Raw genomic sequence first — 25,990 nt, forward strand, 5'->3', positions numbered from 1 at the left:
TGCTTAGCTGGCGGTACCGCTGACTTCGCCATTCAGGTAGGCTTTAATCTGGCTGCCCAGCGCCGAAAAGTAATTCAGAATGCTCAGCCGAACCGGTTCCATTTCTTGCGCGGTAATGTTTTTAAAATCTTTCGGGTCATCGAAATCACTCAGTTCATGGTGCTTGGCCTGGTAGTTGGTCAGTGCTTCCAGTTTTGGCATCAATGTCAGGTCAACTGGTTGATGAATGGTTTCAACGCTGATGGCAAAGGCAGCTGAACTAAAATACATATCCATGCCTAAAAAGCTGCGGGTAAACAGGCCATAGCCCTGGCTGTAAAACTCACTGCAGCCGTAGCTGCTGCATTGTAAAAATGCCAATGACGGTGTTTCGTAGATACTGATCACCACCTGAATGCCTTCCGCCAGCAGTCGTTGCCGCAGGACCTCGGGCTCCGGGTTGAACTGCCAGTTTTTATCCCGCACATCGACAAAGTTCAGTGGCTGTAATGGCATTTGATTCCATCGGCTCAGGTTCACCACTTCAAAGCGTTCCGGCTGTTCCAGCTGGCTTTTCAGAGTGTCAAAGATGCTGTCTGCCATCTGCCAGTTGTGGGCATAGCTGGTGTCGAAGTTATTGAAGATGGTGGTCCCGACGTGACTGTGTTTGGTGCTGTCGCCAGCTATTACCAATACACCGATTTTGGTCTTAGCCGGTAAATTCAGGCTGGGAGTTGGTGGAACATAGGTACTGACACAAGCACTGAGCAGCAGGCTCAATGCCAGCGCAAGGAAAACTTTCATGGGCTGTCCTTAGTAAAAATCCTGTGGGAAGTCATTTAGAAAACGCGCTCTTTATAGCAGTACGTTAACTGTTTTTAAACAATTTTTTCTGGGGCTTGCGCTTGGTTTATTGGGGGCATTTTATTGGGGGTCAGGTCTTGTATTTTGCGTTCCAATGCAAAATACAAGACCTGACCCCAAGAGGCTAGATGGATTTGGGTAGCCAGCGGGCGCAGCAGGCGGACAGCACCACAAAGCCATTGATACCAATTTTTATAGTGCTCATCTGAATTCCTTGGGTTAGCAGCAGCTTTGCTGACGGGCTGGTCGGTCGCCCATAGCGCATAAATTTGGGGTCAACGGAGCCAGCAGTTGCAGGTTCGCGGCTGCGGTTTGCTGCAGGCATTGCCTGGCCCGGTCGGGTAAGTTTGGGTTGACACGGTAATACACTCACAGCCCTTGTTTGCGGTCGAGTAACAGGCCATCACGCCGCTGCTGGGCCTTAATGGCTGAGAAAGTCACTCAGCAATTGGCTGACCGACTGGATATTGCTTAAGCCGTCATAATGGCCATTGCTGACGCCTTTTTTACCGGCAATTTCCTGATAGCGGCTGCTGGGCAGTTGCTGCTGGCTGGCTTGGGCCATGGCAGGGGTCAGCAATAAATCGCCGGTTGCTGGCAGCCACAGGGTTTTGGCTTTCACTTGTGCTAAAGCCTGCGGCCAGTTGTCGCCCATACCGGCGCGCCATAGCTGTGAAGCGCGCACCAGATACAGCAGTGAATTGGCATCCATCTGCGCTGAGCGGCCTTTGGCGGCGCTGAGCAGTTGGCTAAAAGCCGGCAGCTCCGCCTTGATGCTGTGGTGAATCGCGCTGTCCTGCGCTGGGGCCGGGTAGCTTTGGTTAAAACCTTGTGGGTGCAGGGCGTCCTGAATCACATAAGCCAGCGCCAGTGCCAGGCCTGCCGGTTGCTGGTTAAGCGGGTACTGGCCTTGTTGCCAGGACGGGTCTTGTTTAATCGGCTGCGCCCAACGCTCCAGCCGCACTGCGCTGTACGCATCGATATAGGCGGTGCCTATCACCGGCACCAAGCGCTGTACCCGCTCTGGGTATCGCACCGTCCATTCAATGGCCTGAAAGGAGCCCATCGAGGGGCCAATGACGGCATGCAATTTTTTAATGCCAAGCGTATCGAGCAGAGCGCGCTGTACTTCGACAAAATCGGTAATAGTCACCACAGGGAAACTCAGGCCGTACGGCTTCCCAGTGGCCGGGTTGATGCTGGCTGGGCCCGTGGTGATCACGTCGGGCGAAAAGGCATTGATATTGGCCAGCGAGTCGACACTCAGCACATAAAATTTATTGGTATCAATGGCTTTGCCCGGGCCAATAATGGCGTCCCAATAACCGGGCGCCGCGTCTGTGCTGCGGTATTTACCGGCGGCATGCGAGCTGCCGGAAAAATAATGGGTGATCAGAATGGCATTGGATTTATCGGCATTGAGTGTGCCGTAAGCTTCCCAGCCGACCTTCACCTGCTTGAGCTGCACTCCGCTTTGGGTGCTGAATTCGGCTAAATCAAACTGTTGTTTTTGCACCAGCGGCAGTTCGGCCGCTGTCGCCAAAACACTTAAACCAGTACAGAACAACGCCACCAACCACTTCATTACAACCCCCACTGGAATAACAGAATGGCCAGTATAGTGCCCAGCAGCGGCACCACAACAGTCACAGCTGCCACAGGCCAGTAAGCATTTTGGTGCGATTCGCCGCAGATGGCGCGAATAGTAGTGACCACATAGCCATTGTGTGGCAAAGAATCCAAAGCGCCAGAGGAAATAGCCACCACCCGGTGCAATTGTTCCGGGTCGACGCCGCGGTCCAGATAGACAGGCGCAATTTCTGGTAGCGCTATGGCCTGGCCGCCTGACGCTGAGCCGGTCAGGCCCGCAATGGCACTGACCGCCACAGCGGCGCCTATCAGCTCCGGGCCCGGCAGGTGTGTCATGGTTTGCACCACAGCGGCAAAAGCCGGCGTCAGTTTAGCGACAGAACCAAAACCGACTACGGCCGCTGTGTTGCCTATCGCCAGCAGAGCACCTGTGGCGCCCTGGTCCAGCGCAGTACTTAAGCTATTCAGAAACTTACGGTTCAGCAGGTACAAACTCAGCACACCGCCGGTCAGCGCCACAATTAAGGCGGCCTGTTGCATATGGTCGTGCAGCAGAAATGACAACAGCAATACCACTAAGAGCGGCACTATGCCCATCAGCGGATGCGGCAAGGCTTTGTCGGTCAGTACCGGGTCGGTCGGACGGCTTTCAAACACTTCGCCTTTGGCCTGAGCGCTGCGGATCATCGTCATCAGCCAGCTGTACCCCAGAACGCCCATAAAAATGGCGGCGATAATGCTGACTTCCCAGCCAGCGTAGGGGCTGGTTTTCAGGTATTGAATAGGGATCCAATTTTGGATCTCCGGCGATCCGGCGGAGGTCATGGTAAAAGTGACGGAGCCCAGCCCCAAAGCGGCCGGAATAAAACGCCGTGGCAGGTTAGCGTCTTTAAACAAGCTGACGGCCATAGGGTAAGCGGAAAAGGCCACCACAAAAATACTGACGCCGCCATAAGTGAGCACAGCGCAGGCCAGCACCACCGCCATTACCGCGCGTTGTTTGCCGAGTTTGCGCACAATGGCCAGCGCCACCGCGTCGGCGGCACCTGTGTGTTCCATCAGCTTGCCAAACAGGGCGCCGAGCAAAAACATTAAGAACCAGCTGGAAACAAAACCTGAAAAACCAGCCATATAACCCTGCACAAAATTAGCCGGGTTGTCCGCCAGCCAGAAGGGGACGCCGTTCAGCACCGCCACAAGCAAGGCGCATAAAGGCGCCAGAATAAACAGGTTCACGCCGCGCATGGTTAACCAGATCAGCAGCAGCAACCCCAGTACTAAACCGAACAGACTCAACATAAAACGACCCTTGTTGTGTTTTGGTTTAGTCTGGGGCAAGGCGGGCACCCTCACCATAGTACTAAGGTACAGACAGGTACGGGTTTTTTGCTGTAAACCTTTAATATTCATTGGTTTATCTGTAGTCTTTGCCTGGCATAGTACTAAGGTACAGCTTAACTTTCCGCCAACACCGCCTAGAGTGGAGTGGAAAATCAGCAGGAGAAGGCATATGGCCAATAACTACAAAAATAGCATGACAAGGTTTCAGTTCAGCACGCTGGCATTGCTGGTAGGCTCAGCATTCATGACAGCTCCGGTGTGGGCGGAAGAGCAAGCGACAGAACAGGTAAAAGAGGATGAAGTGGCACTGGAAGTGATCCAGGTGACGGCCCGTAAAACGGCAGAAAACCTGCAAAATGTGCCAGTGGCGGTGACCTCTATTGGCGCAGAAGCGCTGGCACAACGGGGTATTGAAAACCTGACCGCTATTCAGGCCTATACACCTAACACCACGTTGCAGGTGTCGCGGGGAACCAACAGCACCTTAACGGCGTATATCCGCGGTATCGGTCAGCAGGACCCGTTATGGGGTTTTGAACCAGGTGTGGGTATTTACCTGGACGATGTGTATATGGCGCGGCCGCAGGGCGCGGCTATGGAAGTGTACGACGTGGAACGTATCGAAGTATTACGTGGCCCGCAAGGCACTCTGTATGGCCGCAATACCATAGGTGGTGCGGTGAAATACGTGACCAAAGCCTTAACTGGCGACAATGATTTTTACGTCCGCGGCACATTAGGTAACTATGGTCAGAAAGATCTGAAGATTTCCGGCCAGACAGCGTTGACCGAAAAACTGTATTTTGGTGCTGCGGTGGCTACGCTGAACCGCGACGGTTTTGGTACTTACCTGAACACCGGCGATGAAAACTACAACAAAGACATTCTGACTGGCCGGTTGAACCTGCAGTATCAGGCCACTGACAATCTGCGTATCAGCCTGGCGGCGGACCGCACTGATGATGATTCCAACTCCAAAGGTGGTCATCGTTTAACGACCAGTCTGTTAACAGGTGAAGCGCCGCCAAGCAATGTGTTTGATTCCAATACCAGCATGCCGGTGGACAACTCGGTGGTCACTGAAGGGCAATCACTGACAATTGCCTGGGATATCAATGCTGACTGGACCTTTAAGTCAATTACGGCGCACCGCGAAGGTGTGACTGATACCAACATCGACTTTGACTCCACCGAGCTGGCATCACTGGACGTACCGGCCTTTTACGAAGACTCGCAGGATTCCCAGGAATTCCAGCTGCTGTACAGCGGCGACAAGCTGACGATGGCGTCCGGCCTGTATTACTTTGAAGGCGATGCCTGTGGTGCCTTTGGCACTGTGCTGGTGGCAGGTTTGGGCCTGACCACTGAAAACGGCGGCTGTGTTGACACCAAAAGTGTGGCAGCGTACGCCCAGGGATCGTACCACCTGACCGATGAACTGTCGTTCACTCTGGGCGGCCGTTACACCAAAGATGACAAAGATGCAGACGTCTACCGTTATGTGTACTTAGGTAACAAAAGGCCTCGTGATCCGGGCACCCCCATTGCTGTGCAGTCTGACTTTGCCGGCTCTGAAAGTTTCAGTCACTTTTCGCCCCGTGTCGGGTTTGAATACCAGAGCAGCGACAGCTTTATGTGGTACGGCTCTTACACCGACGGCTTTAAGTCCGGTGGTTTTGATATGCGCGGCAATCAGGCCATTAACCCTAATGCCGGCGACCCGTACCAGGAAGAAACTGTTGATACCTTCGAAGTGGGCTTTAAAAGCGAATGGAACAACAGTATCCGCCTGAACGTAGCCGCGTTCCAGAGCAGTTACGACGATATGCAGGTGACAGTGCAGCGTGCGGTCAATAACACGGTGGCTTCACAGGTGTTAAACGCAGCCAGCGCCGATATTGAAGGCTTTGAAATGGAAATGATTGCCGCTATTACGCCGCAATTGGAGTTCACTACAGTATTGGGTTACACCAACGCCGAGTTTAATGAAGTGGAGTACTTCGATCCGGCCAGCCAGACCGTGGTGGATGTGTCGGACTTATGGTCCTTTGCCAATACGCCGGAATGGACAGCCACTGCCGGGTTGAAATACACCCAGGGCACCAGTTTCGGTGACATCGTCTACAACGCGATGGGGTCCTACCGCTCAGACACCCAGATCTTTGAAGTGCCTTCGGTGCTGGATTTTGGCGGCTACACCATTTTTAACGCCGGAGCGACCTGGTACAGCAATGATGGCCACTGGGACGTTGCGCTGCAGGTGAAAAACGCCGGTGACAAAATTGCACGTATTGCCGGTTACAACTTCCCGTTATTGGCTGGCGAGCAAACCATCACCGGTTATTACCTGGACCCGCGCACTTACAGCCTGAGCCTGGGGTACCGTTTCTAAACCTCTGCTGTTGGGGTCAGGTCTTGAATTTTGCATTGAAACGCAAAATTCAAGACCTGACCCCGCTATCGTTTTATTGCTTCTGCGTATTCATCAGCGCTGCCAAAGCGTCACAAGCTGAATTGCCATTTGTAGCGCGTTCTTTTAGGCTGAAGATATCTTTATTGCTCAGTTAGCCAAGGACTTGCGTTGTCGGAGCATCAGCAAAACCCTTACCATCAGGTGGCGGGACATTTTGTAACCCAATATGAAAGTCTGAGTTCAGAGAAATTGCATCAGTCGTGGCTGCACCTTTTGCCCGAAAAAGGTTGGCTGTTGGATGTGGGTGCAGGATCTGGCCGCGATGCAGCTTTTTTTGCTCAACGAGGCCTGAGTGTCGTTGCTGTCGAACCAGCGAAACCAATGCGGGATCTGGCGTGTGAACTGCATAAGCAGCACTGCATCCACTGGGTAGACGACAGCTTACCCGAACTGAAACAGGTGTTTGCTTTACAGATAAAGTTTGAGCTTATTTTGTTAAGTGCAGTCTGGATGCATATTGAGCCGTGCCTGCGCGAGCTGGCTATTCGAAAACTCAGCCAACTGCTTAACCCAGGTGGGCATCTCGTGATCACGCTGCGCCATGGTGAATTTACTGATGGCCGTATTGGTTATGCAGTTTCAGCCGATGAGATCAGTACACTGGCAATGCATGCTGGCTTGCAGTTGGTGCTGAGAACAGCCTCGGAGGAGTCTCAAGCTGATCTGTTGGGCCGGAATAATGTGAAATGGGAAACAATAGTGCTTGCAAGGATGATGACCCATGAATGATGCACCGCTGGAGTATTACGTCGGTAAATTTCAGAATCTGAACACCATGCGTCTGGCGGGCCATAACAAACCGCATAAGGTTTGTATGTTGCTGGCTGTGATGGATTTAATTGGTTCAGGCGTCATCACAGAAAACAAAATTGAATTTACCGATCAACTGCGCCAAAGCTTCAGTAAACACTTTGAACGCCTTCGGGCCGGTGACGATCAGGACAGTCCGGAAAACCCTTTTTTTTATTTAACCTCCGAAGGCTTTTGGTTTTTGCAGGCCAGGCCTGGATACGAACAGGTCAAACTGGACAGGTATAGCAAAAGCAAAGTTGCTTATGCATATTTGGACGCTGGCTTGTTTGGTTATATGAAAAGCCCTATTGTCAGCCCAGATCTGCGCTACGCCTTGACTCAGAACCTGACCAATTTACCTGAGCTGTATCTGCGTTGGGCTAAAGCCTGGGGCCTGACTGAACAGACTGCTCAGCAGTACTTACAACTAATTCAGTTCAGGCTCAGTGCTATGGCTCAGCAAGCGCATTTGGCGGTTAAGCCAATGACTGAACTGGGCTCTTGGCATCAGTATGAAAAACTGGTCACTCCGCTACGTGAATTGCAGGAGTTTAAGGAAGCAGATTATCAAGAAAACTACGTATTGAGCCGTGCATTAGGATCTTATAGTGATTTTCTGGCTGAGCTGGCGCAGGTTGATATGACTCAGGATATTGATGACATTTTGCACAGGCCAGGTCTTGTTCAAACGGAAAAGCTGGCACTTATCAAAGCCAGAATGGGACAAGGTGTTTTCAGGCAACAAGTGTTATCTCGTTGGAATGGATGCGCTGTAACAGGTTACCAAACCCCAACTGTACTAGTTGCTTCTCATATAAAACCGTGGCGGCACGCTAGCGATGTTGAGAGGCTTGATCCAAATAATGGTTTGATGTTGATCCCGAATCTCGATAAAGCCTTTGATAAAGGTTTTATTTCCTTCGATGAGCAGGGAGGCATTTTAATCTCTTCGAGGCTGGAGAGACCCGAAGTGCTGGGGATAAACTCGGCGCTGCGGCTCCGGCAAAGCCTGACAGCACAACAAGATTATCTAGCCCATCATCGTTCTTTGTTTTTTGCTAACAGTGAGTGATCAAAGCCTGCTTAACCCTCACTGCTGTTTTGACTCGGCCACCTCAGCCACCGCCTCTGGCTTGGCCCTAATGTGCGTTCTCCATTGTCTGCCTTCAGCCTGAATGGTTAACTGGTTTCGATACTCCAGCTTCTGCGGGTCTTCTGCGTTGTGGTACCACAGCTGCAGTGTCACTTCGTTTGCGTTAAGCCATTGGGGTTGATGGCCGCCAAAGTCTGAGTCGGATAAATCCAGTTGCAGCTGTGGTGCGTTGTCGCTGAGTTGATATAACTTGATGATATTCCGGCTGAATATGTCGGACAGGCGGCTGTCCTGTAACTCCAGCAGGTGGCGCTGATCCGGCGACAGGTACAAGGTGCCGGTAAAGCTGTATGTGTTGCCGGTTTTGCGGTCCAGCAGCAGGTGTTGCCAGCTTTCCCAGCCGGCAGCAAAGACTAAACAATACCGCTCGTCTTCCGTACAGCCATCAAAAGCAAACAGCCGAAATTGCTCGCCGTCAACTTTATGATGCCGAAACTGAAAAGGTGGCGCGCTTTGGCTGCTGATACTGAGTCCTGTAGGGCTGAGCTTAACCAACTGGTCAAATTTTTCCTGCAATAACGGGCGCTGTCGCTCAGGGCAGGCCCAGCTTTGTTCGAATTGCTCCGGGCTGGAGTTTGGTAACAAGTCAGGGCAAAGCTGGGTTAGAAAACTGATGCTTTGCGCTGGGGTTTGGCAGGTAAAGGCGGCACTGACTAACAGCAGGCCACAGGCCAGTGGTTTCATCCTTGAGTTCCATCGGGTCAGGTGTTGAATTTTGCATTGAAACACAAAATACAAGACCTGACCCCATTCCGCTGAAAAATAAAGCGATTTCTACTACTTTGGTACAGTCCGTTGCAGGGTGCGATTTTGTAACGGCTGGTGTATGGTGGCTGTGTTGCTGTTGTCAGCTATGCAGGAAAAAAGCCCCATGAGTCAAATTGCCATTATTGCTGATGATCATCCGTTGTTTCGGGTGGCGCTGGTGCAGGCGCTGCAGCAAATTCTTGGGCCTGATGTGCAGCTGGTGCAGGCCAATAGCATGGCGCAGCTCTGGCAATTGCTGGCGCAGCACCCCACCACAGCGCTGGTTTTTCTCGATTTAAAACTGCCGGATGCGGAAGGTTTTGCTGGTTTAACCGCGCTGCGTACGGAATACCCCGACATTAATGTACTGATGGTGTCGGCCATTGAAGAGCCTGCAGTGATTAAGCAGGCATTGCAGCTGGGCGCTTTGGCCTACATTCCTAAATCAGCACCGCTGGATATTCTTGGTGAAGCGGTAAGCGCCGTGCTGGACGGTGACAGCTGGGTGCCGCAGGAGCTGATTGATGAGGTGAATCAGGCGCAGGATCTGATTGATGCCGAGTTCGCCCGCCGGCTGGAACAACTGACACCCCAACAATTCCGCGTGTTAAAAATGATTGCCGATGGACTGCTCAATAAGCAGATTGCCTTTGAAATGCAGGTGCAGGAAACCACGGTGAAGCAACATGTGTCGGCTATTCTGCGCAAACTGAATGTGAATAACCGCACTTTGGCCGGTATTCTGTTTGAAAAGCTGAAGCTGCCCGAGCAGTTCTGAAACCTGAGCCGCTTAAAACGAAAAAGGCCCAGCCAAACGGCTGAGCCAAAGCGGTGCAACACACCACGCTAGGAACTATCACTTTGCAAACACCGCATCTGTTTCGTGGAAACAGTCTGCGCTTTAGCAGCACAACTGCTGCGTCGGTAATTTGCTGCAACACGCCGGGTCTGAATCGGCATCTTGCGCTGTATTCGGCTTGGACTCTCGCAACAAAAACGAAGGTCGTCGGTCGGTATAACCATGAAATTCAGCCAGTTGTGCAAAAACTTTAACTAAGTACTGCCACTTCATATTCACCTCCATTTGCGTTTATCGCTGAGCACATTTTAGTCAGCGCCCATGGTTAATGATTAGCCAGCCTATGTGCGACATATTGTTTCCTTAAAGAAACAATTATGCTCTAGTGGGCGAGGTAAAATCGGCGTATTCAGACAGGAGGACGCAGTGTCTTTATTACAACGTTTAAGTGATATGGCGGTGTTTGCCCGGGTGGTGGAGTGCCGCAGCTTTACTCAGGCCGGGCTGGCTTTAGACATGTCCAAAGGCGCTGTCAGTAAAGCCATCAGCCGGCTGGAGCAACACCTGAAAGTGCGGCTGTTGCAGCGTTCAACCCGTCAGCTCAGCCTGACGGCGGAAGGGCTGGCGTTTTTTGCTTACTGCCAGCAGGTGGTGCAACAGGCCGATCAGGCCGAACATCATTTGTCGGAGTTACGCGACGAACCTTCAGGCCTGATCCGGCTGTCGGCCCCTATTACCTTTGGAACTATGGTGCTGGCACCTTTGTTTGCCGAGTTACACCGCCAGTACCCTTTGCTGCAGATTGAGCTGAATCTGGATGACAATCTGGTGGATTTAATTGCCGATCAGTTTGATTTGGCGGTGCGTTTTGGCAAATTGGCTGACTCCAGCCTGATCGCCCGCTCCTTGCCCGGTTTGCCTATAGTCCTGGTGGCTTCACCCGGTTATCTGCAACAACATGGCCGACCTGAACACCCACATGAACTGGTGCAACACAGTTGCCTGACCTTTGGTTCGCTGGCGGAACGCAGCTGGCGCTTTGTGCATCAGGGCACGCCAATCGACGTACTGGTGGACGGGCCTTTGCGCTGTAACAGCAACAGGGCCATGCTGCATGCGGCGCTGGCGGATTTGGGGCTGTTATTTGTCAGCCGTTATCAGGTAGAGCAGGAACTGGCGTCTGGTGCTCTGGTGGAACTGTTGCCCGACTTTATGCCGAAGCCGTCGCCATTCCATTTGGTGTACCCGCACCGCCAGCATATGAAGGCCGGGTTGAAAGTCGTGATCCAGTTCCTGTCACACCAGCTAAGCACTGTTGGCCGAGCTTGCTGAAAACCTGTCCTCTGACTGGTGTTGCTGCCGGTCAGGGAGCAAGGACTCTAACATTTGCAAGGCTTCTGCATAGGTTAAATACCGAGGGACGCCATAAGTTCCATGAGCTTCGGCAAAGGCGCGCCGGATAATCTGCGGTAAGTCTTCCCGACATAATTGTTGGATTTGACTGGGGATCTGCAACGAACATCTGAGCTGACGCACATGAATGATCAGGCATTGGCTCCTTTGCTCCGCTGACATCTTTGCGTCCCCAATACCACTGTTTTCAGCCAGAGCAGCAAGTTTCCGGCTGCAGGCCGGTAGCATCAACTCAAGGACATCAGGCAACAATAAGGCGTTGGCCAAACCATGAGGGATTTGGTACAACGCGCCCAACTGGTGGGCAAAGGCATGCACATAACCGACTCCGGCTCGGGTAAATGCCATGCCGGCCAGACTAGAGGCCAGTAACATCTGCTGGCGGGTCTGCAATTGCTGGCCCTGAGTGACAGCAACAGGCAAATGCTGCAACAAAAGTTTGCACGCTGTCCTGGCCATCTGATCCGTTTCGGGTGTAGCCATAGTGGAAATACTGGCTTCAATGGCGTGTGTCAATGCATCCATACCTGTACATGCAGTCAAAAACGCCGGCAGATTTAAAGTGAGTCTGGCATCTAAGGCCACCATTTTTGGTGTAATTTTGGGGTCGATAATGGCTTTTTTGGTTTGCGCCTCTTTGTCCGACAAAACGGCCGCTATTGTGACTTCTGACCCTGTGCCTGCCGTGGTAGGGACTGCATACAATGGCAATCCGTGCCGGCGTGGCAAGGCGTATAACCATAAACCTGTTAATTTGGCTGGATGGCAGCGGTTGGCGTGGGTATGTACTATGGCTTTGGCACAATCCATGGAGGAACCACCTCCCACTGCCAGAACGGCCTCAGCCTGGCTGTGCTCCATTACCTCTACACCCCGTAAGACCAGCTCATAACCTGGGTCTGGTTCGACATCGCTAAAAATCTCGAGCTCAACGCCATGCTGCAGTAACTGCGCCTGTAAAGGTTGTAACAAACCGGATTGCAGCAAAAAGCCGTCTGTGATCAACAGTAAACGACGGATACCGGCCTGGGCAATGGTGTCACAAAGCGCCAGTGCACTGTCGGGACCAACCAGGCATAAAGGGACGGGGAACTGTAAATGTTTCAGGGCTATTCGGGTAAGTACTATTCGTAAACGGCTGATCAAATGCATGAGCACAGGCTCCAGAATGTTTTTAGAAATCAGGCGTTAAGCCTGAAGGACCAATTTACCGGCACACTGAATGAGTGCTGGTTTGCTTTGTGTAGTTGCAGCCCAGTGGTTAGCTGGGCCCGATAAGCCTGTTGCTGCAGCTGAAACCGCTGCGGCAATGGCAGTGCTGCTTGAGAATCAGAGGTCGTCATCTCAGGCCGCATCCAGTCCGGTTGTTGTCAGTTGGCTGTGACAATGGCAAAGTTGTCAGGTGCTTTTTCTATCAGACGCAGCAAGCTGAGAAAGTCCAGGCGACTGCCTGTTAACTCCATTTCATCAGTTTTCATCAGTTCAGCGACACCAACTGCACCGATCAATAGGCGCACTAACAATAGTTTACTGATCTTCAGCGTGGCATTGGCGTCGGCTGCAGCTGTGCCGGATCTATGATGCAGCACAGCGTTTTCCAGCCACAACACGTAAGACTCACGGGTGTCGGTCAGAACCAGATTGATGATCAGCTGTTTGCCGTCCGCGGCAGGCCCATTCAGGCTGGCGGCCATTGCTTCCAGAAAGCGTTCAGTCGGGGTATGTTGCATCAGCTCCAACAAATGTTGGCGTTTCACTCCTTGTGTTGGCGGGCCTTGCAACAGCTCGTCTGCGGCGGTCAGGTAACTGTTACGCCAAGTTGCAGCTTCTGACTGGAAAGCTAATTGTTGGTAGGTACGGATTAATAACTCTTTGCCTGCGCTATGTCCTGGGTCGGTAAACATCACATGGTTTAGCAGCTCTGCCACCCAACGGTAATCCCCATGGTCAAACGCTTTCTGAGCAGCCTGAACAACCTTATCGCTGCCCCCCATCAGATCAATATAACGGCTGGCCGATTCAGCTGGGGGCAGAAGGTTGAGTGTGGCCGGGTTGCCATCGTAGGCCCCCAGGTACAACTGATAGATAGCTTTCACATTGTGGCGCAGGTCGCCATAGTAGCCTCTGGTGCCAAAATAGCTGGCCAGTGATTGCGGCAAGCTGATCTCGTCTGCAATTTCTCTGGGGGTGTAACCTGCATTGGCCAGCCGGATGGTCTGATCATGCAGGTACTTGTACAGATCCCGGTGTTTGGTAATAAATTCACGGATACGCTGATGACCCCATAAAGGCCAGTTGTGCTGGCCAAAATACACCTCTGCTGTCCCGAGCTGATCCAGCGCCTGCTGCATATAGGATGACCAAAGCAGTGCATCTCTCACTTTGGCGCCACGTACAGGTAAAAAGTTGTGCATGGTTTGCGAGAGCAGTTCAGCACCGCCGTAGGCGTTAAAAGCAGGTAAGGAAAAGGTCAGCTCAGCCGGTGCTTCAGCTCCAGGCATATTGTGGAAAATAAACTCGACGCCATCGAGCAGCATCGATTGCCGGGGCTGATCGATACTGTGAGTAGGCGGCAGAATGCCGATACTGCCATAACCCACTCTTTTACCAAGACCTGTGTCTACAAGGCCGGTTGGACCTGCACTCAGGTTTTTGCCGAACTGGTATATAGAGCGCCTTGCCATAGCGGGTCCGACCAGCACATTTTCACTGGTGGCCTCCGACATAAAACCGGCTGGAGCCACAATAGGAATGGCTCGTTCTCTGGCTTCCTGTTCAGTGATCACCCCCAGCACACCACCAAAGTGGTCGACATGAGAGTGGGTATAAATAATGGCGCTGACTTGAATGTTGCCCAGATGTTGTCGGGCAAAGGCAAGTGCGGCTGATGCTGTCTCAGCACTGGTTAGCGGATCGATCAGGATCCAGCCGGTTTTGCCTTCAATCAGGGTCAGGTTGGCTAAATCAAAACCCCGCAGCTGATAAATCCCATCCGTCACTTTAAACAAGCCTGCCTGCGCATTATGCCCGGCGTGTCGCCATAAGCTGGGGTGCACTGTGGCCGGGGCGTCGCCCTGAATAAAGCCGAATTCAGAAAAGTCGATCAGCACCTGACCATCAGGGCCTTTGATAGTGCCGCTAGGTCGGGCAATCAGGCCACGGCTCGCATCTTCGGTATCTTTGTGGTCGGTCAGGTCCAGCGACTGGATGGACTCGGCCATGGCTTGCGCTGTTGCTGCGGTAGCCCCTGTCTGGGGAGACACCTTTGGCTGGTTGCAGGCGTTGAGAGTGATACACACAATGGGGATAAACAGGCACATCAGTTGACGCATAACAAAAGCTCCGGTTACACCACCCACTGTGATGCTAATGGCAGCCTAGTCAAAAGCATGGTATGTTTCTAATGCATTATTTACATCAATTTAATGCAAAAACAGCATGGTGATCTATGAACCTACGCAGACTGGAGCATTTGGTTGCGCTCGCGGAAGAGCGGCATTTCGGCCGTGCCGCTGAACGTGTGCATTTGAGCCAGCCTGCGTTCAGTCGCAGTATTCAGGCGTTGGAACAGGAAACCAATTTACGGTTGTTTGAGCGGGAAGCTGCTGAGGTCCGGCCGACACCTGCTGGTGAGTTTCTGCTGGAACGGGCATACCAAATTTTGCTGGTAAGCAGGGGGCTGCAGAACGATCTGCAGCTGTACGGTCGGTCGCAACTGGGGAGTCTGGCTTTTGGCATTGGGCCTTTTCCCGCAGCTATGGTGATGCATCAGGTGGTGCCAAAACTGCGTCAGCAACTACCAGCGTTAGCCCTGCGAATTGAGATTTACAACTGGAACATTTTGCTGGATAGGTTACGTCAGGAAGATATAGAGTTTTTTATTGCAGACAGCCGGAGCTTTATTGCTGAACAGGATGTGCTGATTCAGCCGCTGGCCATTGTGCCCGGAGGTTTTTTTGTCCGACCTGATCACCCCCTGGCAGGTCAGAATATCCGAATGCAGCAGCTGTTGCCTTTTGGCGTTGCAACAACCAGGCTGCCGGCGGAAACCCGGGCTTTGGTGGCATCAGCTTTTGGTCTGGCATCGGGTGACCCCTTGCCCGTTGTGCTGGAGTGCGATGATATTGCGTTGTTGCGCACTGTGGCGATGCAGTCAGACACCATTTTAGGGGTGATCCATGGGTCAGTAGCTGCGGCTCTGGCTGAAGGAGAATTGGTGGAGCTGCAAGTGTCAGATCAGCCTGAGTTGTTATCCAGCTTTGGTGTTATCCGGATGAAACACCGAAGCCAGTCCCCATCAGCACTGAGGGTGATTGCTGAGGTTGAAGCTGTGCTGCGACAGATGGGGGCTGACCTGGCTGACACTGGATCCAAGCCAGGTTAGGTCAACAAGCGCTGAAACAACCTTTTCAGCGCTGCTTCTTTGAGGGGTTTGAGCATAAAGTGGAAGCCGGCATTCAGCACTTGTGCGCGGATCTCTGGCTTGGGGTCGGCTGAGTTGACCACCACATGGGCCTGAATGCCAAAGTGTTGTTGCAGCTGAGTTGCCACTTCCACACCAGTCGCACCCTGGTCTAAGTGATAGTCAAACAACAATAAATCCGGTGAAAAACCGGCTTGCACCGCAGCCAGGGCCTGGGCCGGGCCAGACACAGTCTGCACGTCCAGTTGCCAGCTGCACAGCAGCTCTTTGACCGCCTGCAATAACACCGGCTCGTTGTCGAGCAGCAGCACTTTTTTCTGCTGGAAAAAGGCCTTGGGACTGACGGCTGTTTGCAGCTGCTTTTTCTGTTGCACCCGGCACAGGGGCAGGTCCAGATAAAAGATTGTGCCGCGGCCTTCCACCGAATAAAAGCCCAGCGGATGGCCCAGCAACTGGCTGATTTTCTGACTGATGGCCAGGCCAATACCCAGGCCTTTTTGGTCGGCCTGTTTGCCCTGGTGAAATTCTTCAAAAATCCGTTGTCGCTCGTCGGCCGCTATGCCGACCCCCGTGTCGGCCACCAGCAGCCGCAGCTGGCCCTGATGGCGCTTCACGCCCAACACTACTTTGCCACTGTGGGTGTAACGAATGGCATTGCTGAGAAGGTTTTGCACCAGTCGTTTGAGCAGCTTTTTGTCGCTGCAGGTGCCCAGTTTAGTGGCCTGGTAATGAAAACTCAGGCCTTTGTTTTGTGCCAGCAACGCAGCTTCGCGGGCGCTGTGTTCCAACAGTTCAGCCAGCGCAAAGGGTTCGGCTTGCGCATGGATCACTCCGGCATCCAGTTTGGTCAGTTCCAGAATGCCGGACAGCAACTCTTCGGCACTGTTGAGCGACAGGTTCAGGTCTTGCGCCAGTTGTTTGACGTCGGCCTGGTGACTGCGTTCGCGGATCAGGCCACAAAACAAGGCTGCTGCATTAAAAGGCTGCATCAGGTCATGGCTGGCGGCGGCAAAAAAGCGGGTTTTGGTCGCGGTGCTGGCCTCCAGCTGCTGTTTGGCCTGCTGCAGTTGCTGATTCAGTTGTTCCAGTTCAGCGGTACGCAATTGCACCCGTTGTTCCAGCGTGTCGTTGGACAATTCCAGAGCGCGCTGCGCTTCAATAAAGGAGCTGACGTCGCTGTAAGTGGTGACAAAACCACCGCCGGGCAAGGGGTTGCCCTGCATCTCAAAGACCCGGCCGTCCTGCTGCTGACGCTGGAATTTATAACTGGACCCCTGACGCAGATAAGCCAGCCGTTTTTGCACTTCGGTGCAGATTTCTTTTTCGGTCAGGCGTTGTCCGGCACGACCATGCTGCAGGTTAAAACGCAATAAGTCTTCCACCGGGCGGCCCACTTCCACCAGGCCTGCCGGGTAATCGAACAGCTGCAGATAACGCTGGTTCCAGGCAATAATACGCAGATCGGCGTCCACCACACTGATGCCCATGCTGATATTGTCGATGGTGGCGTGCAACAGCGCCTGGTTAAACTGAAACACCTGGCTGGCTTCGTCGACAAAACGCGCGACTGTGTCGATGGGCAGTTGCGCATGTTTACTGCTGGCCTGCAGCAACAAGCGCATCGACGCACCACCAACCACAGCCGCCAGGCTGCGTTCCACCGCCTGCATCAGCGCCGGGTTGGCATGTTGGCCAAAGTTGTGTTCGCTCAGATGGTAACGTTGCAACAGGCGGCGGCTTTCTTTTTCGCCGGCAAAACGCCGCACCAATAACAAGGCGTCCTGCACCGATAAATTATGAGGCTGTGGTTCGCTGTTTTTATCTGGGGCGCGGCGTAAAAAACGCTGGCTTTCCAGCCATTCGCCAAGGCGTGTGCTGCTGAAATGGCTGACCAGCAGTAAGGTGAAGGTGTTGATGGAGAGGCTCAGCACCACCCCTAAACTCAGGGGGTCGAGCTGATTGCCTGAGAGTGAATTGGGCGCCAGCGCACTGATGCCAAAAGGCCCGCTGTTCAGCCAGCTGCTGGAGATAAAACCAGCCCGCGCCAGCTCAGGCCACAGCAGCATATAAGCCCAAATGACAAAACCACTGAGCAAGCCAGCCACAGCCCCTTGTTTATTCACCCTCTGGCTGAACAGGCCAATGATCAGCGCCGGCGCCAGCTGGGCTATCAGCGCAAAAGCCATCAGGCCTAGCCCGGCCAGGCCTGCCCCTGAACCTATCCAGCGGTAATACAGATACCCCAGCAGCAACACCGCCAGCATGGACCAGCGCCGCAAGGTCACCACTTTAATCCGTTGTTTGCCCTGCAGTTCTGCGCTTTGCGCTTTATAGATCAAGGGGGTTAACAAGTCATTGGTGATCATAATACCCAGCACTACTGTGGCCACTATCACCATGCTGGTGCCAGCGCTGAAGCCACCCAGATAAGCCAGCAGCGCCATGTCGGTGCGGTTGGCCGCCAGCGGCAGTTGCAACACCACCAAATCAATATTGCTTTGCGGCCCCAGCAACATGATGCCGGCCAGCGCCAGCGGCAGGGTAAACAGACTCATCAGCAGCAGGTAACCCGGAAACACCCAGCGGGCGTGGTGTAACTGGCTCAACTGCTGGTTCTCGACAAAGCTGACATGAAACTGGCGTGGCAGGCATAAAGTGGCCAAAAAGCCCAGCAGCACATGCAGCCAATACACATAAGTGGGCGACGCCTGCTGCTGAAGCTGCTGCACCGCCTGGTGTTGTGCCGCCTGGTTGAAGATATCGCCAAAGCCGTCGAACAAACCAAAACAGACAAAAAAACCAATACCCAGCAGCGCCAGCAGTTTGACCAGTGATTCAAAGGCAATGGCCGCCATCAACCCTGGATTAGGCTGGTGCGCTTTGGCGCTTTTGCCGGAAAACAGCAGCGCAAACACCGCCAGCCATAAGGTGACATAGAGGCCGGTGTCGCGATACCAGTCTTCGGTTGGCTGCAGCAACACCAGCGCCTGAATGCTGGTGCTGATGGCCTGCAGTTGCAGCGAAATATAAGGAATGATCGCCACCAGCACGATCAGGGTCGTCAGAATGGCCAATAAACGGGAATGACCATAACGGGTGGCAATAAAGTCGGCGACCGAGGTAATTTTGTAGCGGCGACAGGCAATGGCAATACGGGCAATCAGGCCAAAGCCAAACCAGAACAACAGGATGGAGCCGATATAAGTGGGCGGGATCCACCAGCCATTGCTGGCGGCCTGAGCTGTTACACCATAAAAAGCCCAGGAGGTGCAGTAAATGGACAAGGCAAAACTGAAGATCCAGGGCGACACTTTATGGTGACGGCTGATCCGCCGCCCCAAAGTGCCGACGCCAAGCAACACCAGCAAATACAGCAACGAAATGGCGGCAATGGTTCCCAGACCAATACTGCTGCTGGCGATAGTCATCAGAGGCGCATGTTCCATAAAGGCTTTGGCTTTATTCTGCCTGTGGCCTTATCGTGCTGTCCAGCCGCCATCCAGCACCAGTGTCTGGGCCGTGATATGACGGGCTGCGTTTTGACATAAAAAGCTGGCGGTTGCCGCAATTTCATCGACACCAATAAAAGCTTTTTGTGGCATAGGGGCGAGCATAATCTGTTCAATCACCTGCTGTTCGGTCAGGCCGTGTTCGCGGCACTGATCGGCAATTTGTGATTCGACCAGTGGGGTTCGTACATAAGCCGGGCAAATGGTGTTGATGGTAAAGTCAAAATCGGCATTCTCCAGCGCGACCACTTTACTAAAACCCAGCAGGCCATGTTTGGCCGCCACATAAGCGGATTTAAAGGGCGAAGCGACCAGAGCGTGAATGGAGCCGACATTAATAATGCGGCCAAAACCACGCTGGCGCATCCCCGGCAACAGCACTTTGCTGAGCATGGCCGGGCCGGTCAGCATCACCTGGAGAAGCTGCGCCCATTTCTCCGGCGGAAAGTCGTCCAGCCGTGCCACATGCTGAATGCCGGCATTATTGACCAGCACATCCACTTCCAGACTGGCGCAGGCGTCAATGGAGGCCTGGCTGGTTAAATCCAGCGTCTGCACAAGGGCGTCAATGCCTTGTGCCACCAACTCTTGTTGTTTGCTGTGAAGCAGCGCCGGGCTCAGGTCAGCCAGGATCACCTGATGCCCTTCTTTGCCGAACTGCTGCGCCACTGCAAAACCTATCCCGCCAGTACCACCTGTGATCAATACCTTCATGCTGCTGCCCTTATTACATCTGTTAAGGTGATGCTAGAGCTGAAGCCGCAACCGGGCAACAGTGCTTTAGTGTTATAAAGCTGCTTGCGGAGCTTCGCGCTAAAATCGGCCTGAAGCTGGTCCGATGGGATGGCCTTGCTTTGCCAGCCCTCGCGGCTGTGGTAAATTAGCGGCGAAACGTAAAAGATAAATTTAATAAAGCTGCAGTTCAGCCTGGTAGAAACATGATGTTTTGCAAAGTTCAGTGTAATTTTGGCATCAAACAGGCAAATGAAGCGGTTCAAAGAAACTGCCGCAGCACAGACAACCGAGGTTTTTATGGAACATTCTTCCGCCCTGATCACCAATGATGCGGTGGTGCTGGGCTTATTGGCGCTGATCCTTGGCCTGGTGTTTCACACCAGCCACAGCCAGAACAAAGCCTGCCAGGCCTTCTACAAATATATACCTGCACTGCTGCTGTGTTATTTCATTCCGTCGCTGTTTAACAGCTTTGGCGTGATTGATGGCAATGCGTCCGGCCTTTACAAAATGGCGTCGCAATACCTGCTGCCTGCCAGTCTGGTGTTGCTGACGCTGAGCATCGATTTTAAAGCCATTCTGGGCCTGGGCCCGAAAGCACTGATTATGTTTTTGACCGGTACTGCCGGTATTGTCATTGGCGGCCCGGTCGCCTTGGCGCTGGTTGGCAGTTTTGCGCCGGAGTCGCTGGGTGGTGAAGGCGAAAACGCTATCTGGCGCGGCATGACCACTATTGCCGGAAGCTGGATTGGTGGTGGCGCTAACCAGGCAGCGATGAAAGAAGTTTTTGGTGTTGGTGGGCCGATTTTCTCTGTGATGATCACGGTCGATGTGATTGTCGCCAATATCTGGATGGCGGTGCTGCTGTGGATAGCGGCCAATACCAACCGTTTTGATAAAGCCAATGGCGCCGATGTCAGTGGTATTGAAGCGTTGCGTGAGAAAGTGGAAAAGTACCAGGCCGAGAACTCGCGCAACCCGACGCTGAATAACCTGATGGTGCTGGTGGCTGTGTCTTTTGGGGTGACGGGTGTCTCGCATTTATTGGCTGATTTTCTGGCCCCCTGGATTGAACTGCATGCGCCGCAACTGGCCATGTACAGCCTGACCAGTAAATTCTTCTGGATAGTGCTGATTGCCACCACTTTGGGTCTGGCCTTGTCCTTTACCAAAGCCCGTAATTTAGAAGCAGTTGGTGCATCCAAGCTGGGCTCGGTGTTTATTTATATTCTGGTGGCGACCATTGGTATGCATATGGATGTGACCGCCATTATGGACCACCCACTGATGTTCCTGGTTGGCATTATCTGGATGTCGGTGCATGCCGGCCTGTTGATTTTTGTTGCCCGCCTGATCAAAGCGCCGATGTTTTATATGGCGGTTGGCAGTCAGGCTAACGTCGGTGGCGCTGCTTCTGCACCTGTGGTTGCTGCGGCATTCCACCCGTCACTGGCACCTGTCGGTGTGTTGCTGGCGGTGTTGGGGTATGCGTTGGGGACTTATGGGGGTTATATTGCAGGTTTGCTACTGCAACAAGTGGCGCCTTAATTCACCGTCATCCTCGCCACGCTGGCGGCATTGTCTTCGCGGGCCAGGCCGGTCACATACTGTATGTATGCTCCTGGCCCTGACCAGCTTGACGGCTTTGCCAGCCAGCCGATGATTTAGGTGATTACGACCGTGCCGTCATCCTCGGCCAGACTGGCGGCATTGTCTTCGCCGCCTTCTGTTCTGAGTGGGCCGGTCACATACTGGGTGTATGCTCCCGGCACAGCCTAGCTTGACGGCTTTGCCAGCCAGCCGATGATTTAGGTGATTACGACCGCGCCGTCATCCTCGTCAGGCTGGCGGCATTGTCGGCCTGGCCCTGAAAATGATAAGGCCGGTCCCATGTACGTTGGGACCGGCCTTTTTCTATCAGGACAAAGCAAGGTTAAGCTTGAACCTGTCCGCTGGACTCCCGTACTAATAACTCCGGAATAAACACTGGCTGGTCTTCGGCGGTTACATGGCTGCCGGTACGGGTGTGTTTAAACAGCAACTCGGCGGCGCGCTGGGCTATGGTTGGGTTAGGCTGATGCGCGGTGGTCAGTGGTGGCCAGGTCTGGCGTGAGAACGGGCTGTTTTCGAAGCCAACAATCGACAGCTGCTGCGGAATTTCAATATGTTGCAGCCGGGCGCCAAACAGCGCACCTGCAGCAATTTCGTCGTTACAGGCAAAAATAGCGGTCGGCTTGTGTGGCATGGCCAGTAGCTGGTTTGCTCCTTTCACTCCTGATTCAAACGAGTAACTACCCGGCAGAATAAACTTAGGGTTCGCATTCAGGCCGCGCTTATTCAGCGCCGCTTTGAACCCTGCTAAACGTTCGCCACTGGAACTGTGTTCTTCGTCTCCGCACAAAAACGCAATCTCGGTATGCCCCAACTCCAGTAAGTGGTTGGTGATCTTAAAGGCGGCGGTAAAGTCGTCGACCAGTACACAATTGGTCAGCTTCGGTGACGGGGTGGAGCCTGAAATAATACGCACAAAGTCCACACCAATGCTGGTCAGGGCTTCAGCAATTTCCGCCATCTCAGAAAAAGGTGGTGTCAACACCAAACCGGCCAGTCGGGCGTGCTGCACCAGATCAATCACTTCCTGCACTATGCCGGGCGATTTGGCATTGGTCGGGTGGATCAGCAACTCGTAACCATTCTTGCGACAGGCATCCAGCAAGCCCCGTTGCATATCAATCACATAATAAGCGTTTGGGTTGTCGTACAGATAACCAATGCTGTACGACTTGGTGCTGGCCAGGTTGCGGGCCGCAGCGTTGGGCTGATAGTTCAGCTCGCGCATGGCCGCATGCACTTTATCTATAGTGGCCTGTTTGACCGAAGGTTCATTGTTCATCACCCTCGACACAGTTTTGATGGAAACCGCAGCTCTGGCGGCTACATCGTGGATCGTTACTTTCATGGTTATCCCGGCAAATCCGTCGGCAGAAAAACAACGTGTTTTCAGGCAATTCAGCAGAACCTGAAGCCTAAGATGACAACGCTGGTCAATTTGTAACAAAGATTAAGTCTAGGGATAACTGTTTTTACGCCAAACAGCAAATCTAAATTTACAGCTTTTTGTACAGAAAAGGCGCCGTTTCTGTACCTGCTTTAAGCGTTGAATTAATTATTCAATAAAATCAGTGATTTAATTGTTGTCTCTGTTAACGAACTCACGACCAATCGCCAAAATTTACTGACCAGTCAATTTTAAAACCACAATTTTGATTTCAAAAATTCGTCTAAATTTTCAACGAAAGGAGTTTGCAAAGGCGAATTTTTTTGTGTATGTTAATTTTTAATGACAGCGTTGTCATGGCGAAAGTCAAAACGACTGTTGTTTCAGGACGTACAAAAATAAACATCGCACAACACATCAGGAATGGGAGAGGAGCTTATGCTGCACAATAAAATGAATAAGTGCACTTTAGCGGTCAAAATGGGTCTGCTGATTGGTGCAGGCGCACTGTCCAGCGTAGTCTGGGCCGATCAGGCGGCTGAACCCGCTGCAAAAGAACAACAGGTTGAAGTGATTCAGGTCAAAGGTATCCGCGCATCGCAGCAGGCGAACCTGAATGCCAAGCGTTTCAGCGACAGCATTGTCGACGTGGTGACGTCAGAAGATATTGGTAAGTTTCCGGATAAAAACGTGGCTGAGTCCTTATCCCGTATTACTGGTGTTGGTGTCAGCCGTGAATTTGGTGAAGGTGAAAAAATCACCATCCGTGGTGCCAGTTCTGCCACAAACCGAACTTTATTAAATGGTCAAACCGTCGCCACTGCCGACTGGTTTATTCTGGATAACCCAGGCCGTAGCTTCAACTACACCATGCTGCCTTCAGCACTGGTAAAAGATTTAGAAGTCTATAAGTCGCCGGTTGCCAGCATTGATGAGGGTTCTATCGGTGGTACTGTGGTTCTGAAAACCCGCAAGCCGCTCGAGATGGAGCAGAACACCATCAACCTGTTGGTGGAAGGTCAGTATTCAGAATTGTCTGAAGAAACCGATCCGCAACTGGCTGGGTTGTATTCGTGGAAAAACGATGAAGAAACCTTTGGTGCGTTGGTTTCTGTGTTTAAACAAGACCGTTCTTTAGTGCGTGAAGGTTTCGAAGTCTTAGGTTGGCCAACCAATCCTGACGTTGACGCCAAAGTACCAAGCCATATCGGGGTGCCGCGTTTTGAGCAAAAACGTGAACGTGAAACCGTATTCGGTTCTTTCCAGTACCGTCCTACCGAAGCTCTGGAGATGACGCTGAACCTGCTGTCATCCAAGGTGGATGCAGATAACCATAACGCCAATCTGTTATTGTTTGTGAACAACAACGTCGCTTCTTTATCGGACGAAACTTATGTGAACGACAGCCTGGTGGCCGGTCAGGTGGCAGACGGTACTGTGGCTTACAACTTCATTAACCGTGTCGCGTCCACAGAAACCAAATCGGTCGATTTAGATATTAAATACGATTTAGGTCACTCCAAGCTGCATGTGCAGGTTGGTAGTACCGACGCCGACGGCGGTACTTTACGTGAGACATCTTGGGAATACGGTACGACAACCGACTATGACTTCGATTTACGCGGTTCAAAACCAACAGTCAATACGGACACCTTAGGCAGTGATGGTGCCGCCTTTAACGCTGGCTGGATTTGGGGTGGCGAGAAGCCGACGACTGATGAAGAAAAATATGCTCAGGTTGACCTGGAAATTCCGGTCGATTTTGGCGTGTTCAATCAGATCAAGACGGGCGTTAAACTGCGTCAGGCAGAGCGGACTCAGGATCGTATTGCTTATAGCTGGCATGGTCCGGAGACGATGGACGATCCGACTGATAACTACCTGAACTATATCTTCCGTACCTGCCCGAACTTGTCAGCCTGTGGTTTAACCACGGGTGCAGTGAATGTAGACGGCGTGGTGAACGGCAATCTGTCACAGCAGGTACTGCATGACAGATACCGTATGGAAGAAATTGCCTTTGGTAGCCTGAACGGGGTACAAGCCGACTATGCCCGCTCACAAAACCTGGCTGAGATTTGGGCCGTGGAAGAAGACATTACTGCATTCTACGTGCAGGGTGATTTTGAAGGGGAAGGCTTCCGCGGTAACATCGGCCTGCGTTATGTCGATACCGCTCAGACTTCAGGTGGTTACGAGTTTTCTGGTGACAGCTGGGGCCTGAAAACTATTGACCGTGTTTGGTTAGATCCAGAGTACTTAGCCTGGGTTGAAACTGACAATGACTACAAAGAAGCGCTGCCAAGCCTGAACATTGCGTTCGATGTGGCGCAAGACACCATCTTACGTGTGGGTGCAGCCCGTGTAATGGCCCGCCAGGACTGGAATAAAATCTCCAACTCCATTACCTATGGTTCACTGAATGTTGCCCAGCCTACTGGTTCGGCCAGTAACCCTTATCTGAAACCAATGCTGGTAGACCAGTTTGATGTCAGCTACGAGTGGTACTTCAATCCATCTTCTGTATTGGCTGCAACCTGGTTCTTTAAAGATGTGCAGAGCTACACCAGCTTCTCGACCTTTGTGGACCAACGGTACTGGGAAGAAGGGGATGAGTGGGTGGATGTAACCTTTACCCGTCCTGAAAATGGCCCAGGTGGCACCACTGAAGGTATGGAGCTGAGCTATCAGCAATCCTTCGGTCAGTTTGGCGTGATGGCGAACTATACCTACACAGATGCGGACCGCGACGAAGAGCGTAACCTGGATTTACCGGGTTCAGGCCTGGTGGAAGGGACTTCGCAGCATATGTATAACCTGACCGGTTATTATGAAGATGATTTATTCAGCGCCCGTCTGATGTATAACTACAGAACTGAATGGTACAAAGGCCTGCACTTTAACGGTTCAGAACTGTGGAACGACTCGTACGGTCAGTGGGACGCCAGCTTCGGTTATAACCTGACAGAGAACATTTCTCTGACATTGGAAGCCATTAACCTGACAGATGAAGAAGTGCGTGAGTTTAATACAGATGAAAACCGTCTGTTCTCACTGTACCAGAACGGTCGTCGCTTTGTATTAGGCGCCAGAATGGCGTTCTAATCCGAGCAGTTCTCTGGGAAGAGCTGATAGAAAGGGTTAACTTAGGTTAACCCTTTTTTCTGCAATGGA

The 25,990-nt window shown here is 52.5% G+C and carries 19 protein-coding genes; 8 read left to right on the forward strand and 11 right to left on the reverse strand.

Annotated features, from left to right (window positions below; all coding sequences use genetic code 11):
* Positions 1 to 3: 3 nt before the first annotated feature.
* The 3 genes from ACFO3I_RS10040 to ACFO3I_RS10050 all read right to left on the reverse strand — a co-directional run bounded on the left by ACFO3I_RS10040 (position 4) and on the right by ACFO3I_RS10050 (position 3,732).
* Entirely contained in the window at positions 4 to 783 is a 780-nt protein-coding gene (locus ACFO3I_RS10040; protein ID WP_377333852.1) for a hypothetical protein, read from the reverse strand.
* A gap of 481 nt (positions 784 to 1,264) precedes the next feature.
* Positions 1,265 to 2,428 (reverse strand): E22 family MetX-like putative esterase, encoded by a 1,164-nt coding sequence (locus ACFO3I_RS10045; RefSeq protein ID WP_377333853.1) that lies wholly within the window; start codon positions 2,426 to 2,428, stop codon positions 1,265 to 1,267.
* Positions 2,428 to 3,732, reverse strand: a complete 1,305-nt coding sequence (locus tag ACFO3I_RS10050; RefSeq protein WP_377333854.1) for a GntP family permease — start codon at positions 3,730 to 3,732, stop codon at positions 2,428 to 2,430. Before ACFO3I_RS10050 ends, ACFO3I_RS10045 begins: the two co-directional genes overlap by 1 nt.
* A 211-nt stretch (positions 3,733 to 3,943) precedes the next feature.
* Here ACFO3I_RS10050 and ACFO3I_RS10055 point away from each other — a divergent pair, with 211 nt between their 5' ends.
* From ACFO3I_RS10055 to ACFO3I_RS10065, 3 genes are all read left to right on the forward strand, one after another.
* On the forward strand, positions 3,944 to 6,166 hold the full coding sequence (locus ACFO3I_RS10055; RefSeq protein ID WP_377333855.1) for a TonB-dependent receptor: 2,223 nt from the start codon (positions 3,944 to 3,946) through the stop codon (positions 6,164 to 6,166).
* Between the two features lie 222 nt (positions 6,167 to 6,388).
* On the forward strand, positions 6,389 to 6,976 hold the full coding sequence (locus ACFO3I_RS10060) for a class I SAM-dependent methyltransferase (RefSeq protein WP_377333856.1): 588 nt from the start codon (positions 6,389 to 6,391) through the stop codon (positions 6,974 to 6,976).
* Positions 6,969 to 8,111: an HNH endonuclease gene (locus ACFO3I_RS10065; RefSeq protein ID WP_377333857.1), complete on the forward strand. Its 1,143-nt coding sequence runs from the start codon at positions 6,969 to 6,971 to the stop codon at positions 8,109 to 8,111. Before ACFO3I_RS10060 ends, ACFO3I_RS10065 begins: the two co-directional genes overlap by 8 nt.
* A gap of 18 nt (positions 8,112 to 8,129) precedes the next feature.
* On the opposite strand, the gene ACFO3I_RS10070 is transcribed toward ACFO3I_RS10065, so the two are convergent.
* Entirely contained in the window at positions 8,130 to 8,876 is a 747-nt protein-coding gene (locus tag ACFO3I_RS10070) for a hypothetical protein (protein ID WP_377333858.1), read from the reverse strand.
* Between the two features lie 187 nt (positions 8,877 to 9,063).
* Between ACFO3I_RS10070 and ACFO3I_RS10075 the strand changes: the two genes are divergently transcribed.
* Positions 9,064 to 9,717 (forward strand): response regulator, encoded by a 654-nt coding sequence (locus tag ACFO3I_RS10075; protein WP_377333859.1) that lies wholly within the window; start codon positions 9,064 to 9,066, stop codon positions 9,715 to 9,717.
* Between the two features lie 123 nt (positions 9,718 to 9,840).
* Here the strand turns inward: ACFO3I_RS10075 and ACFO3I_RS10080 are convergent, their stop codons facing one another.
* Complete coding sequence (locus ACFO3I_RS10080; protein WP_377333860.1) at positions 9,841 to 10,011, reverse strand: hypothetical protein; 171 nt, start codon at positions 10,009 to 10,011, stop codon at positions 9,841 to 9,843.
* A 153-nt stretch (positions 10,012 to 10,164) separates the two neighbouring features.
* Here ACFO3I_RS10080 and ACFO3I_RS10085 point away from each other — a divergent pair, with 153 nt between their 5' ends.
* Positions 10,165 to 11,070: a LysR family transcriptional regulator gene (locus tag ACFO3I_RS10085; RefSeq protein WP_377333861.1), complete on the forward strand. Its 906-nt coding sequence runs from the start codon at positions 10,165 to 10,167 to the stop codon at positions 11,068 to 11,070.
* Here ACFO3I_RS10085 and ACFO3I_RS10090 read toward each other — a convergent pair.
* Both ACFO3I_RS10090 and ACFO3I_RS10095 read right to left on the reverse strand, forming a co-directional pair.
* Entirely contained in the window at positions 11,044 to 12,303 is a 1,260-nt protein-coding gene (locus tag ACFO3I_RS10090) for an iron-containing alcohol dehydrogenase (RefSeq protein ID WP_377333862.1), read from the reverse strand. The two genes, ACFO3I_RS10085 and ACFO3I_RS10090, sit on opposite strands and share 27 nt — an antisense overlap.
* A gap of 218 nt (positions 12,304 to 12,521) precedes the next feature.
* Positions 12,522 to 14,483 carry an alkyl/aryl-sulfatase gene (locus ACFO3I_RS10095; RefSeq protein WP_377333863.1) on the reverse strand — a complete coding sequence of 654 codons (1,962 nt, stop codon included), beginning with the start codon at positions 14,481 to 14,483 and terminating at the stop codon, positions 12,522 to 12,524.
* A gap of 116 nt (positions 14,484 to 14,599) precedes the next feature.
* On the opposite strand from ACFO3I_RS10095, the gene ACFO3I_RS10100 reads away from it, so the two are divergent.
* On the forward strand, positions 14,600 to 15,535 hold the full coding sequence (locus ACFO3I_RS10100; RefSeq protein WP_377333864.1) for a LysR family transcriptional regulator: 936 nt from the start codon (positions 14,600 to 14,602) through the stop codon (positions 15,533 to 15,535).
* Here the strand turns inward: ACFO3I_RS10100 and ACFO3I_RS10105 are convergent.
* The 3 genes from ACFO3I_RS10105 to ACFO3I_RS10115 are packed head-to-tail and all read right to left on the reverse strand — an operon-like array spanning position 15,532 to position 20,081.
* A complete protein-coding gene (locus ACFO3I_RS10105) occupies positions 15,532 to 19,002 on the reverse strand; it encodes a PAS domain-containing hybrid sensor histidine kinase/response regulator (protein WP_377333865.1) in 3,471 nt (1,156 codons plus the stop codon). The two genes, ACFO3I_RS10100 and ACFO3I_RS10105, sit on opposite strands and share 4 nt — an antisense overlap.
* A gap of 48 nt (positions 19,003 to 19,050) precedes the next feature.
* On the reverse strand, positions 19,051 to 19,797 hold the full coding sequence (locus ACFO3I_RS10110) for a 3-hydroxybutyrate dehydrogenase (RefSeq protein ID WP_377333866.1): 747 nt from the start codon (positions 19,795 to 19,797) through the stop codon (positions 19,051 to 19,053).
* The gene (locus tag ACFO3I_RS10115) at positions 19,794 to 20,081 is read right to left on the reverse strand and encodes a hypothetical protein (protein WP_377333867.1); all 288 of its coding nucleotides are present in this window, start codon (positions 20,079 to 20,081) and stop codon (positions 19,794 to 19,796) included. Before ACFO3I_RS10115 ends, ACFO3I_RS10110 begins: the two co-directional genes overlap by 4 nt.
* Before the next feature lie 34 nt (positions 20,082 to 20,115).
* Between ACFO3I_RS10115 and ACFO3I_RS10120 the strand changes: the two genes are divergently transcribed.
* Positions 20,116 to 21,366: a DUF819 family protein gene (locus ACFO3I_RS10120; RefSeq protein ID WP_377333868.1), complete on the forward strand. Its 1,251-nt coding sequence runs from the start codon at positions 20,116 to 20,118 to the stop codon at positions 21,364 to 21,366.
* A gap of 385 nt (positions 21,367 to 21,751) precedes the next feature.
* Here ACFO3I_RS10120 and ACFO3I_RS10125 read toward each other — a convergent pair whose 3' ends face one another.
* On the reverse strand, positions 21,752 to 22,777 hold the full coding sequence (locus tag ACFO3I_RS10125) for a LacI family DNA-binding transcriptional regulator (protein ID WP_377333869.1): 1,026 nt from the start codon (positions 22,775 to 22,777) through the stop codon (positions 21,752 to 21,754).
* A 492-nt stretch (positions 22,778 to 23,269) separates the two neighbouring features.
* Here ACFO3I_RS10125 and ACFO3I_RS10130 point away from each other — a divergent pair, with 492 nt between their 5' ends.
* Positions 23,270 to 25,921: a TonB-dependent receptor gene (locus tag ACFO3I_RS10130; protein ID WP_377333870.1), complete on the forward strand. Its 2,652-nt coding sequence runs from the start codon at positions 23,270 to 23,272 to the stop codon at positions 25,919 to 25,921.
* The last annotated feature ends 69 nt before the right edge of the window (positions 25,922 to 25,990 follow it).

Origin of the sequence: Rheinheimera marina, assembly GCF_042654345.1 — a bacterium.
GTDB lineage: Bacteria > Pseudomonadota > Gammaproteobacteria > Enterobacterales > Alteromonadaceae > Pararheinheimera > Pararheinheimera marina.

Bases quoted from the DNA above. Each gene is read 5' to 3' on its own strand.
- ACFO3I_RS10040 (WP_377333852.1), bottom strand. From the start codon at position 783: ATGAAAGTTTTCCTTGCGCTGGCATTGAGCCTGCTGCTCAGTGCTTGT.
- ACFO3I_RS10045 (WP_377333853.1), bottom strand. From the start codon at position 2,428: ATGAAGTGGTTGGTGGCGTTGTTCTGTACTGGTTTAAGTGTTTTGGCG.
- ACFO3I_RS10050 (WP_377333854.1), bottom strand. From the start codon at position 3,732: ATGTTGAGTCTGTTCGGTTTAGTACTGGGGTTGCTGCTGCTGATCTGG.
- ACFO3I_RS10055 (WP_377333855.1), top strand. From the start codon at position 3,944: ATGGCCAATAACTACAAAAATAGCATGACAAGGTTTCAGTTCAGCACG.
- ACFO3I_RS10065 (WP_377333857.1), top strand. From the start codon at position 6,969: ATGAATGATGCACCGCTGGAGTATTACGTCGGTAAATTTCAGAATCTG.
- ACFO3I_RS10070 (WP_377333858.1), bottom strand. From the start codon at position 8,876: ATGAAACCACTGGCCTGTGGCCTGCTGTTAGTCAGTGCCGCCTTTACC.
- ACFO3I_RS10075 (WP_377333859.1), top strand. From the start codon at position 9,064: ATGAGTCAAATTGCCATTATTGCTGATGATCATCCGTTGTTTCGGGTG.
- ACFO3I_RS10080 (WP_377333860.1), bottom strand. From the start codon at position 10,011: ATGAAGTGGCAGTACTTAGTTAAAGTTTTTGCACAACTGGCTGAATTT.
- ACFO3I_RS10090 (WP_377333862.1), bottom strand. From the start codon at position 12,303: ATGCATTTGATCAGCCGTTTACGAATAGTACTTACCCGAATAGCCCTG.
- ACFO3I_RS10095 (WP_377333863.1), bottom strand. From the start codon at position 14,483: ATGCGTCAACTGATGTGCCTGTTTATCCCCATTGTGTGTATCACTCTC.
- ACFO3I_RS10100 (WP_377333864.1), top strand. From the start codon at position 14,600: ATGAACCTACGCAGACTGGAGCATTTGGTTGCGCTCGCGGAAGAGCGG.
- ACFO3I_RS10105 (WP_377333865.1), bottom strand. From the start codon at position 19,002: ATGACTATCGCCAGCAGCAGTATTGGTCTGGGAACCATTGCCGCCATT.
- ACFO3I_RS10110 (WP_377333866.1), bottom strand. From the start codon at position 19,797: ATGAAGGTATTGATCACAGGTGGTACTGGCGGGATAGGTTTTGCAGTG.
- ACFO3I_RS10120 (WP_377333868.1), top strand. From the start codon at position 20,116: ATGGAACATTCTTCCGCCCTGATCACCAATGATGCGGTGGTGCTGGGC.
- ACFO3I_RS10125 (WP_377333869.1), bottom strand. From the start codon at position 22,777: ATGAAAGTAACGATCCACGATGTAGCCGCCAGAGCTGCGGTTTCCATC.
- ACFO3I_RS10130 (WP_377333870.1), top strand. From the start codon at position 23,270: ATGAATAAGTGCACTTTAGCGGTCAAAATGGGTCTGCTGATTGGTGCA.